Origin of the sequence: Bariatricus sp. SGI.154, assembly GCF_050313795.1 — a bacterium.
Classification (GTDB): Bacteria; Bacillota; Clostridia; order Lachnospirales; family Lachnospiraceae; genus CAMBRQ01.
Genome location: NZ_JBNPMC010000062.1, coordinates 1 through 11,354 on the forward strand (window position 1 = coordinate 1; position 11,354 = coordinate 11,354).

Annotated in this window: 8 protein-coding genes; 1 reads left to right on the top strand and 7 read right to left on the bottom strand. The window is 44.2% G+C overall.

Going from position 1 to position 11,354, the window contains the following annotated elements; genetic code table 11:
* Nucleotides 1–18: 18 nt before the first annotated feature.
* Both pyk and ACQRBN_RS17015 read right to left on the bottom strand, forming a co-directional pair.
* On the bottom strand, nt 19–1,452 hold the full coding sequence (gene pyk / locus ACQRBN_RS17010) for a pyruvate kinase (protein ID WP_427740276.1): 1,434 nt from the start codon (nt 1,450–1,452) through the stop codon (nt 19–21).
* A gap of 54 nt (nt 1,453–1,506) precedes the next feature.
* Nucleotides 1,507–2,382, bottom strand: coding sequence for a hypothetical protein (locus ACQRBN_RS17015; RefSeq protein WP_427740277.1), 876 nt, complete (start codon nt 2,380–2,382; stop codon nt 1,507–1,509).
* 240 nt (nt 2,383–2,622) lie between these two features.
* On the opposite strand from ACQRBN_RS17015, the gene ACQRBN_RS17020 reads away from it, so the two are divergent.
* Complete coding sequence (locus ACQRBN_RS17020) at nt 2,623–6,867, top strand: acyl-CoA dehydratase activase-related protein (RefSeq protein ID WP_427740278.1); 4,245 nt, start codon at nt 2,623–2,625, stop codon at nt 6,865–6,867.
* Between the two features lie 97 nt (nt 6,868–6,964).
* Here the strand turns inward: ACQRBN_RS17020 and ACQRBN_RS17025 are convergent, their stop codons facing one another.
* From ACQRBN_RS17025 to ACQRBN_RS17045, 5 genes are read right to left on the bottom strand one after another with little or no spacing between them, the layout of a single operon-like run.
* Complete coding sequence (locus ACQRBN_RS17025) at nt 6,965–8,368, bottom strand: sensor histidine kinase (RefSeq protein ID WP_427740279.1); 1,404 nt, start codon at nt 8,366–8,368, stop codon at nt 6,965–6,967.
* Nucleotides 8,369–8,382: 14 nt separating this feature from the next.
* Nucleotides 8,383–9,042 carry a response regulator transcription factor gene (locus tag ACQRBN_RS17030; RefSeq protein ID WP_427740280.1) on the bottom strand — a complete coding sequence of 220 codons (660 nt, stop codon included), beginning with the start codon at nt 9,040–9,042 and terminating at the stop codon, nt 8,383–8,385.
* Entirely contained in the window at nt 9,035–9,790 is a 756-nt protein-coding gene (locus ACQRBN_RS17035; protein ID WP_427740281.1) for a lantibiotic immunity ABC transporter MutG family permease subunit, read from the bottom strand. The genes ACQRBN_RS17030 and ACQRBN_RS17035 overlap by 8 nt, the downstream gene beginning before the upstream one ends.
* On the bottom strand, nt 9,787–10,590 hold the full coding sequence (locus tag ACQRBN_RS17040; RefSeq protein WP_427740282.1) for a lantibiotic immunity ABC transporter MutE/EpiE family permease subunit: 804 nt from the start codon (nt 10,588–10,590) through the stop codon (nt 9,787–9,789). The genes ACQRBN_RS17035 and ACQRBN_RS17040 overlap by 4 nt, the downstream gene beginning before the upstream one ends.
* Nucleotides 10,590–11,294 carry a lantibiotic protection ABC transporter ATP-binding protein gene (locus tag ACQRBN_RS17045; RefSeq protein ID WP_427740283.1) on the bottom strand — a complete coding sequence of 235 codons (705 nt, stop codon included), beginning with the start codon at nt 11,292–11,294 and terminating at the stop codon, nt 10,590–10,592. Before ACQRBN_RS17045 ends, ACQRBN_RS17040 begins: the two co-directional genes overlap by 1 nt.
* Nucleotides 11,295–11,354 lie beyond the last annotated feature (60 nt).

Genomic DNA, 11,354 nt, shown 5'->3' on the forward strand with positions numbered 1-11,354 from the left:
AGAATTAAATTCCCATCTCTAATCCACAACTGCAATCCGCATCATATTACTTACTCCAGCGTCTGCTTTCCCGCTCAAAGATGGCATTCCTGCCGTCAGTACTATAATATCTCCAGATTCTGCCATCTGCTTTGCACATACCAATTCAATTGCGCCTTCACACACATCATCCATAGAGTTAAGCTGAATAGACTTAAGCGGTCTTACACCCCAGTAGATCTGCATCCTGCGAAGGGTCTCCGGGGCTGGTGATACGCCAATAATCTCTGTCTTCGGTTTGAACTTGGATACCACTCTTGCTGTTGCTCCGGACATCGTTGGTGTAATAATACATCTTGCATTCAGGTTATTCGCCGTTGTTACAGTAGCATGCCCCAAAGCACTTGTCGTACTTCTCATACGATGCTCTTCTGCTTTTTTCATAAGCATATCATAATCCAGGTGTTCCTCTGTACTCTCTACAATATGCACCATCATCTGGAGTGCTTCTAGCGGATATTTGCCCTGTGCCGTCTCTCCCGAAAGCATTACAGCATCTGTTCCGTCATATACGGCATTCGCTACGTCTGTTACTTCTGCTCTGGTCGGGCGTGGATTACGGATCATAGAATCCAGCATCTGCGTAGCGGTAATAACTGGTTTATAATTATCGTTACATTTCTGAATGATCATCTTCTGAAGATACGGTACTTCTTCTGCCGGGATCTCCACACCCAAGTCACCACGCGCAACCATGATTCCGTCTGCACAGCGGATGATCTCATCAATATTCTTGATTCCTTCAGCATTCTCAATCTTCGCGATAATCGGAATATATGGTGCATTGCATTCTTTCAGAAACGCTCTGATCTCAAGGATACACTCTGCATTCCGTACAAAAGATGCTGCAATAAAGTCAATCTTCTGCTCTACACCAAAACGAATATCTTCTCTATCCTTTTCAGTAATTGCCGGAAGCCTTACCGGAACATTCGGAACATTCACACCTTTGCGTTCGCCAAGTTCTCCACCATTGATAATAGTGCAGACAATGTCTTTTTCCTGTTTGCCCTTTACCTTCAATCCAATCAATCCATCGTCAATCAGAATGATGCTTCCAACCTGAACATCTTCCACAAGGCCAGCGTATGTAATGGACACTTTTGTCTCATCACCGGTAATCTCTTCTGTTGTCAGGGTAAATGTCTCCCCCTCCCGAAGCGTTACCTTCTTGCCGTCCTTTAATATGCCTGTACGAATCTCAGGTCCTTTGGTATCCAGAAGGATTGCGATCGGTCTGCCCTCCTCATCACGGGCTTTTTTTAGCAGATCCATACGAGCCTTCTGTTCCTCATGGGTTCCATGAGAGAAATTAAATCTGGCAATATCCATGCCGCTTCGGATTAAATCCTTCATAAGGTTCTCATCATCAGTTCTTGGTCCCATGGTACATATAATCTTTGTTTTCTTCATTGTCCGATTTTCCTCTCTTCACTTTCCTTTTTTACTTGGTTTGACCTGCGCTGTCTATTTAACATGAGTGTGTGTAAACAAGTGATCCTGACAATATTCATAATTGCCGTTACATTTGGAACAATATCTGAATTCCAGATTCGGATCATCCAGTTCTGTTCTTCCGCAGACCGCGCATCTGTGCTTCGCGCCATTCGCATAAGTCTGGACAGGGCGCTGCGCCTGCCGCATCTTATGCTGAAATTCTCTTTTTCGTCTTACCTGCTTTGGTGAATATGGTCTCATATTTCTTGAACTCAGGAAAAAGATCAAGAAATTCAATAAGGATACTACTGCCGCCAGCGCATTCGCCTTATAATAGATTCCGTATACCGGGTTGCCCCCATATGCCGGCAGAAATGCCTGCACCACTGCATACAGAAAATACAGGCCGTCAATCAGCGCCAGTATCTTGGCTTTTACTGGAATCACGAAAAACAGCAAAAACTGTACATTAGGATACAATGCTGCAAAAGCAAAGAATAGAGACATATTCAGATACCAGGTATCCATCTGAAAAGAAAGACCCGTAAGTGCATATGCCAGCAATGCCGCAATCACATGAAACAGCATTCCTGAAAAGAAATACACATTAAACCGGAAAGCACCCCACGCCCTCTCCAGTTCCTGTCCCAGCATATAATACAGGTATAATGCAAATACAATAAATAAAAGACTATTGGATGGCGGTTGAATGATGAAGGTTGCAATCCGCCAGATCTGTCCATGCAGGATTGCTTTTGCATCCAGGCTCAGATACTGATAGTAGAATGATGGATTCACCATACTTAAAACAAATCCAACTGCATACAGTATAATGACATAGTACATGAGATTGGGGATTGCATATCTTCCAAACTTTCGTTCCAATTTGTCCAGCCAGTTATTCATAGCTTCACTCCTTACTTTTCCGATGTTTTGCACTGTAGTAATTCTACCGTTTTGAATAGTATTTGTCAATTCCGCCTTAAAACTTAACAGGATTTTAACATTTCTATAGCATTTGTTAATTGTCATTTCGGATAAATTGTCGTATAATGTTACAGGTTGTAGAATAACACACATTTAATAGGAAGAAAACCATAGCATATATTGATTTTTAGATTAGATTCAATGATAAGGAGTTAGATCATGAGTAAGAAAGAATTATACACACTGGGTATTGACATCGGTTCAACCACAGTCAAGATTGCGATACTCGATGAGAACAACGATATCGCTTTTTCTGACTATGAGAGACACTATGCGAATATCCAAGAGACTCTGTCCGACCTTCTTGGCAGAGCAATCTATAAACTTGGAGCCATCCATGCTTCACCGGTCATCACCGGTTCCGGCGGTCTGACACTTGCCAAACATCTGGGCGTACCATTCGTCCAGGAAGTTATCGCAGTATCTACTGCTTTGCAGGACTATGCTCCACAGACAGATGTTGCAATCGAACTTGGCGGTGAGGATGCCAAGATTATTTATTTTGAGGGCGGTAATGTAGAACAGCGTATGAACGGCGTATGTGCAGGTGGTACCGGATCATTCATTGATCAGATGGCATCCCTTCTTCAGACGGATGCTTCCGGACTGAATGAATATGCGAAGAACTATCAGTCCCTCTACTCTATCGCTGCAAGATGCGGTGTGTTCGCCAAGTCGGACATTCAGCCGCTGATCAACGATGGGGCTTCTAAGGAAGACCTGGCAGCATCCATCTTCCAGGCAGTTGTGAATCAGACCATAAGCGGTCTTGCCTGCGGTAAGCCAATCCGAGGACACGTCGCATTCCTTGGCGGTCCTCTTCATTTCTTATCCGAACTGAAAGAGGCATTCGTCCGCACCCTGAATCTGGACGACGAGCATACAATCGCTCCGGGACATTCCCACCTATTTGCGGCGATCGGCTCTGCCCTTAACTCTAAGAAAGACCTGGATGTATCTCTTCAGGAGATGCAGAATCGTCTGGAAGGCAAGATTAAGATGGAGTTCGAAGTAGACCGTATAGAACCACTATTTGCGACCGAAGCAGAATTCCACGCTTTTGAAGATCGTCATGCCAAGCATCAGGTACCATTGAAAGACCTTGCAACCTATCAAGGCAAGGCATTCCTTGGAATCGATGCAGGCTCTACTACTACAAAGGCTGCGTTAGTCGGAGAAGACGGGACTTTGCTGTATTCCTTCTATCATAATAATGAAGGTGATCCCCTTGGAACCACGATTAGTGCTATCAAAGATATTTACAGTCAATTGCCAGAAGGTGTCGAGATCGTACATTCTTGCTCTACCGGTTATGGCGAGGCCCTGATCAAGGCGGCACTCCTGCTGGATGAAGGAGAAGTTGAGACAGTATCCCATTACTATGCCGCTTCTTATTTCGAACCGGATGTAGACTGTATCCTGGACATCGGCGGCCAGGATATGAAATGTATTAAGATCAAGAATCAGACGGTAGATAACGTGCTTCTGAACGAGGCGTGTTCTTCCGGATGCGGTTCTTTCATCGAGACATTCGCAAAATCTTTGAACTATTCTGTCGAAGACTTTGCACATGAAGCATTATTTGCCCGTAATCCGATTGACTTGGGTACGCGTTGTACCGTTTTTATGAACTCAAAAGTAAAACAGGCACAGAAGGAAGGTGCTGAGGTTGCCGATATTTCTGCCGGTCTTGCTTATTCTGTTATAAAGAATGCCCTTTTTAAGGTAATAAAGGTGTCTGATGCCTCTGAACTGGGCAACCACATTGTAGTACAAGGCGGTACTTTCTATAATAATGCCGTTCTTAGAAGTTTTGAAAAAATCGCAAACTGTGAAGCAATTCGCCCGGATATTGCCGGAATCATGGGGGCTTTCGGTGCTGCCCTGATTGCCCGTGAGCGTTATGTAGACTGCGAAGGCACAACGATGCTCTCTATTGAAGACATTGAAGCCCTGGAGTACTCTACTACCATGGCAAAATGTAAAGGCTGCACGAATAGCTGCCGTCTGACCATTAACCATTTCAGTGGCGGACGCAGATTCATCACAGGTAACCGCTGCGAACGTGGTCTTGGAAAAGAAAAATCAGAGAATAAACTGCCGAACTTATTCGAATACAAGTTAAAACGTTACTTTGACTACGAGCCTCTTAGCGAGGCAGATGCCAAGAGAGGAACCATCGGTATCCCGCGTGTATTGAACATGTATGAGAACTATCCGTTCTGGTTTACTTTCTTTCATAATCTTGGCTTCCGAGTTGTATTATCTCCTCTGTCCACCAGAAAGATCTACGAACTCGGTATTGAGTCCATTCCAAGCGAGTCCGAGTGTTATCCGGCAAAACTTGCTCATGGACATGTGCAATGGCTGATTAACGAAGGAATACATACCATCTTCTATCCAAGTATTCCTTATGAGCGTAATGAATTCGAAGAGGCGAACAATCACTACAACTGTCCGATTGTAACCTCTTATCCTGAAAATATTAAGAACAATATTGATGCAATTATTAACGGTGACGTGGATTTTATGCATCCATTCCTCTCCTTGAAGAATGAGGAGACGGTCTCCTATCGTCTGGTGGAGGAACTGTCCGACAAATTCTCTATCCCGGCATTCGAGATCCAGTCTGCGGTACATGCCGCATGGACGGAACTGTCAGCTTGCCGTGAAGATATGCGAAAGAAAGGCGAGGAGACACTTCAGTATCTGGAAAAAACCGGCAACCGCGGTATCGTCCTGGCAGGTCGTCCTTACCACATTGACCCAGAGGTGAATCATGGTATTCCAGAACTGATCAACTCTTACAATATGGCAGTACTGACAGAGGATTCTATCTCTCACCTGCATCCGGCAGAGCATCCGCTCAATGTTATGGATCAGTGGATGTATCACTCCCGTCTGTATGCAGCGGCAAATTATGTAAAGACCACCGAGAATCTAGACCTGATTCAGTTGAATTCCTTTGGCTGTGGACTGGATGCGGTTACTACCGATCAGGTGGCTTCGATTCTGAATGACTCTGATAAAATCTATACCTCACTGAAGATCGATGAGGTTAATAACTTAGGAGCCGCAAGAATCCGTGTAAGATCTCTGCTGGCAGCAATCCGTGTAAGGGAAAAACGCCATGAGAAACGAGAGATTCACACTTCCGCTATCGCTAAAGTACCGTTTACAAAGGAAATGCGGAAGGACTATACCATCCTCTGCCCACAGATGTCACCAATTCATTTTGAATTGCTAGAACCGGCATTCAAGGCTTCCGGATATAAGATCCAAGTCCTACCAAATGACAACAAACAGGCAGTAGATGTCGGTCTTAAATATGTAAATAACGATGCCTGCTATCCATCTCTTATGGTAGTCGGTCAGATTATGGAAGCAATCCTGTCCGGCAAATATGACACTGATAAGATCGCGGTCATCATCAGCCAGACTGGCGGCGGATGCCGTGCTTCTAACTATATCGGATTCATCCGGCGTGCGCTTAAGAAGGCCGGCTATGAACACATTCCGGTTATCTCCATTAACTTAAGTGGATTAGAAGGTAATCCTGGATTCAAGATTACACCTTCTCTCGTGCTGCGCGGCATCTATGCTGCCGTATTCGGGGATATCTTTATGAAATGTGTATACCGTCTCCGTCCATACGAAGCAGTACCAGGATCAGTCAATGCAATGCATCGAAAATGGGCAGAAATCTGCAAGGAATTCGTCGGTTCCGGATATCCTTCCAGACGCAGATTCAAGAAATTGTGTAAAGATATTATCGAAGACTTTGATAACAATATCGAACTGTTAGATGTTAAGAAACCTCGTGTTGGTGTGGTTGGTGAAATTCTGGTTAAGTTCCTCCCGGCTGCTAATAACTATCTGGTAGAACTTCTGGAAAGTGAAGGTGCTGAAGCAGTTGTACCGGATCTTCTGGACTTCCTGCTGTACTGCTTCTATAACCAGAATTTCAAGGTAAAAAAACTTGGTTTTGCCAAGTCTAAAGCAACCACTGCGAATCTTGGAATCAAAGCACTTGAGTGGTTCCGCTCTCCTGCAACCAAGGCATTCGAAGCAAGTAAGCATTTTGATCCGCCGGCTCATATTGAGAAACTTGGCGAGATGGCTTCTGAGATCGTATCATTGGGCAATCAAACCGGTGAAGGATGGTTCCTGACCGGAGAGATGCTGGAACTGATACATAGCGGCGCACCGAATATCGTGTGTACACAGCCTTTCGCCTGCTTGCCAAACCATGTGGTCGGTAAAGGGGTTATTAAAGAATTAAGAAGAAGATATCCTGAGTCTAACGTTGTGGCGATTGATTTTGATCCGGGAGCAAGTGAGGTAAATCAGTTGAACAGGATTAAGTTGATGTTGTCGACGGCGAATAAGAATCTTGAGGTATAGAAATTGAATTAATGGCGATGGGACGGCGAATATGGAGAGTATACTGATTCCGTGATGCCTCCAATCGCCTACATCACGGAATCAGAGTATTGTATAGTTAATCTGTTTTTAGATGTAGGGTTACTTTTGCGTGGTGGGTTTCGGTGTTTTCCAGGGTGAGGTAGCCGCCTTGGGTTTGGGCGAAGTGCGCGGCGGTATGGAGGCCTAGACCGTAGTGAGTTTTGGTGTGGCGGCTTTTGTCACCTTGATAGAATTGTTCGGTGGCGTGTTTTAGGTCTTGTGGGGTAAATCCTGGTCCCTGGTCGATGATGGCAGCGGTAAGGTATTTTCCTTCCTGGGTTTCGGTAATTGTAATGTTGATATGGATGGTTTTGCCCGGCAAAGTATAGTCGATGGCGTTGCTTAATATGTTATTCCAGGCTCTTAAAATCTGGTTCTGGCTACAGGTAATGCTTCCATATAGAATCTTTCTGTGAATCATCAACCGCAGCTGTCTGGCTGAGGTCTGTAATTTTGTCTGTTCTTCTAGTTTGTCAGCCAATTGTTCGCAAGACATTGTTTCTATTTTTTCCAGTGCTGTTGTCTTCTCTGTACCCAGAATATCATTCAATATCATAAGGTACTCTTCTATAACAGTAATGCTCTGTAAAATATACTCGTTATATTCTGCCTCACCTTTCGAAAGTTCACTCTCTTGCAGAAGTTCTGCATTTCCCTTGATGATGGTCAGGGGTGTCTTAATGTCATGTGCCAAGGCAGCAATCTGTTCGTTCTTCTGCTGCTCCATGTTCCATTGCTGTTCCAGCGAATCTTTTAATGCTGTTTTCATTTGGTACAAAGAGGTCAATACCTCTTCTATTTCTTTTAAGTCAGAATGCTCCCGCGCAAAGTCCAGATCCTGTTTTTGAATTTTCTCGGTCACCTGATTCAAGGCAGCCAGCCTCGATCTCATATATCTGCCAAAATACCTGGCAAGAAGTATCGTCTGCATCAGGAACAAAATCACGTATAATATAGTCATAAGGAATTCCGGACTCGGAAGTTTTCGACCAAAAGAGCCACAATTGAACCTGGTTGCTATATAATATTTTACAATACATATCTCTCCGTTCTCTCTTGCGATAAAACGGTAATATCCTCCACCACCAGGATAGATCATCTTCTTCTCATAGCAATCCCATGCTTCATTCTTATCTTCCAAAGAAAAATTACCATACCGATACTCCCCTGCGCTTCCATACACTCCATAACTGCTTCCATCTGGCACTATGCCCTCTGTTATCACTTCAGCCTTTTCAATACTCTCTTCCTTCTGCTTCAATTCTTTCTCTATATGGTTTGCCGGAAGCACCCACCCCGCAATTATCATACTGTTAAACAATATATATATCAGAAGAAATAATGCTAACGTATTAATTGAAAATATACCGATGAACTTCAAAAATATTCCCGATATAGTCTTATATCTATACTTCTCTTTCTGATCTATCACCCGATTCATCTTATTCTTCTTCCTTATCTCCATCTATAACCAATCCCCCACACTGTTTCTATCGGCTCCAGTCCTGCTTTCTGACATTTAGCACGGATATTCTTAATATGCTCTGTAATCGCTGAGACATCACTCTCTTTATCATATCCGAATACATGCTCGAAAATCCTCTCCTTAGAAAATACCTGACCATGATTCAATGCAAGGTATTCACAGATTGCATATTCACTTTTTGTAAATCCAATCTCCGCTCCCTGGTATATCACCTTTTTCGAATGCAAATGAAACTGCACCCCATCCACGGATACCACATGCTTCTTCTCCCTTGTCTCTCTTCTGAGATGAGCCGCCACCCGTGCCCGCAGTTCTCCGATTCCAAATGGCTTGCTAATGTAATCATCTCCGCCAAGTCCAAGCCCTTTCATGATATCTTTCTCCTCTGTCTTTGCCGTCAAGAATAAGATCGGACAATCTACCCGTTCCCGCATCTCCTCGCAGAGAGAGAATCCATCCTTTCCCGGCATCATAACATCCAATAAGATCAACTGATAATCTCCAAGTCTATTCCAATCTAACTGCGATGGATCATCAAGCGTCGTTACATCATATTCCTCCCTGATCAATGCGTTCTCAATCAACCTAAGGATTCCTTTTTCATCATCTATTGCCAAGATTCTAATCATTGCACTGTCTTCCTTCATAATAATAAAACCACAGAAAAATCAAGCCCCATGCGACAACTGTAATCCCCACACAGATTCCTGCATGCGCAGGCATAGAGGCAATTGCCACATCTGATATCTTTCCTTCCAGGTATAATAACAGATATCCGCTCCATCTTCCACCCCAAGAGCAGGGAAAATACCTCCAGATTCCTTCTCCCAGTCCCGTAAGAAATAACGATGCGATCAAAGTCTCTGCCGTTCCCACGCAGACAGATAAACTTTTAGAAAATATCAGGTTCAAAAACAGATGCAGCAGATAGAGATTCCAACTACATATCCATAATATCAACGCGAGCAGCAAATATCCTTTCCATGCAAATATCATCGTTTTTTCAAACATCCGATACCCCAGCGCGAATCCTGCCACAGCCAGATTGATTGCTCCAAGACCGATTCCTGACAAAACCAGCCATTTTGCCAGAAGTGAATGCAATTTGCACACTGCTACTCCAAGCATCGTCTGAAAATGTCCTTTTTCCTCCTGCTCGACACTCAAAGCACATACAGCACTGACAATTAAGGGAAGAGTAATTGTCAATACCTGAATGTATCCGGATATCTTTCCTACATCCTCCCCAGCCGTACAACTGTAATATCCAAGGAATATGGTAATTCCAAGCAATGGTAAGAGGATATGCAGAACCGGTATCAGCGTATGATGCAGTTTCCGAAGTTCTGCCCTGCAAAGTCTGACCACTTCCATCATCTGCCTGGCACCTGCCTTTCAAACCATCTGCGGCTTACCATCCACAGAACCAGAAACCACACAAGGGATACTGCCACACCAGCCGGAAGAGACTTCATAGATACAAGTTCCGGCGAATATGTCATATTCCCGGGTACAGCCGGAAGCCCATTCGGCAGAACTCTTATCACTGCACACATAAGTCTTGCAGTTATCGCACCTGAGAACAGCATAAAATATGGCTTCAAAGATATACTGCACGCTGCCAGTATATAACTTCCTATATGCAAAAGCACCATTGGAAATATTCCAATCAACTGCTGAAGAAGCATACAGAATGGAATCTGCCATAACGCAGTAACGAATAACAGGATTGCTGCCGCAACCTGCTGTTCCAGTGTCGGCTTCACCAGGAATGTTATATGCAGCCCCTTCTCCATTCCAATTCCTAACAAAACCGTTGCTGCCAGCATGAGAAACACGGCTGTCGCAGTTGCCTGAATGCAGTACAGAATCTTTGCATCCCAGATTCTTCCCATATCTACCGGAAGCGCCCAGATGGTCCTATTCCCCATCTTCTTATCCCTATTGCCTGTCATGCCACAGACCAAAGCCATCATCCCCGGAAACAAAGTTATATACCACCAATTATAACTGTCAATTGCAAAATACCCATGTGTAAGCCATGCTGATAACAAGACCGAGAATAACGGCATGATAATCATAATCTTCCCAGCAGCAGTCCGCTGGTTTTTCAATCGTTCCGCCTTATAATAGCATCCTGCTTTCAGATGTCCTGTTTTTGTCCTTCCTGATAACATTACACTTTCTCCTTCCGATTCTTTGCAACAATATCCATAAACAGCCCCTCCAGATGCCTGGATGCTGGCATTCCTCCCTGGTATCCAAGCCGTCCATCTGCGATAATTCCAATATAGTCAGCCGTCTGTTCTATCTCACTTAAGATATGGCTGGATACAATGACGCTAATCCCCTCCTCTGGGAATCTTCGTATCAATTGCCGCAACTCCTGTATGCCAATTGGATCCAGCCCATTTACAGGCTCATCCAGAATCAGAAGCCTTGGGCGATTCAGCAACGCAATCGCGATTCCCAGTCTCTGCTTCATGCCAAGCGAGAACTCTCCGGTTCTCTTCTTCCCTGTATGCGCCAGATCAACCATTTCTAATACCTCTTCCATCCTCTCCTCTGCGATACCAAGCATCAATGCCCTTACCTTCAGATTCTCCCATGCCGTCAGATTCTCATATATTGGCGGAGTCTCAACCAATGCCCCGATATCCGCCAGGTCTTTTCTGCTCCATTCATGCCCGTCAAAAAGAATGCTTCCACCTGTCGGTCTTAGAATCCCTGTTACCATCTTCAGAATCGTCGACTTCCCTGCACCGTTAGGTCCCAAAAGCCCATATACACAATTCTTAGGCACCACCAGGGATATGTCGTGAACGATCTCTTGCTTATGGAATGATTTGGTTAGACATTTTGTTTCTAAAATTGAATTCATAGTAATCTCCTCCTTATGGAAGATATCATAATAAAGAAATATAAGGAAATTATAAGGGAA

What these genes read in the sequence shown, in the direction of transcription:
- ACQRBN_RS17040 (WP_427740282.1), bottom strand. Translation starts at nt 10,590, where the DNA reads ATGTTATCAGGAAGGACAAAAACAGGACATCTGAAAGCAGGATGCTAT.
- ACQRBN_RS17045 (WP_427740283.1), bottom strand. Translation starts at nt 11,294, where the DNA reads ATGAATTCAATTTTAGAAACAAAATGTCTAACCAAATCATTCCATAAG.
- ACQRBN_RS17020 (WP_427740278.1), top strand. Translation starts at nt 2,623, where the DNA reads ATGAGTAAGAAAGAATTATACACACTGGGTATTGACATCGGTTCAACC.
- ACQRBN_RS17035 (WP_427740281.1), bottom strand. Translation starts at nt 9,790, where the DNA reads ATGATGGAAGTGGTCAGACTTTGCAGGGCAGAACTTCGGAAACTGCAT.
- ACQRBN_RS17015 (WP_427740277.1), bottom strand. Translation starts at nt 2,382, where the DNA reads ATGAATAACTGGCTGGACAAATTGGAACGAAAGTTTGGAAGATATGCA.
- ACQRBN_RS17030 (WP_427740280.1), bottom strand. Translation starts at nt 9,042, where the DNA reads ATGATTAGAATCTTGGCAATAGATGATGAAAAAGGAATCCTTAGGTTG.
- pyk (WP_427740276.1), bottom strand. Translation starts at nt 1,452, where the DNA reads ATGAAGAAAACAAAGATTATATGTACCATGGGACCAAGAACTGATGAT.
- ACQRBN_RS17025 (WP_427740279.1), bottom strand. Translation starts at nt 8,368, where the DNA reads ATGAATCGGGTGATAGATCAGAAAGAGAAGTATAGATATAAGACTATA.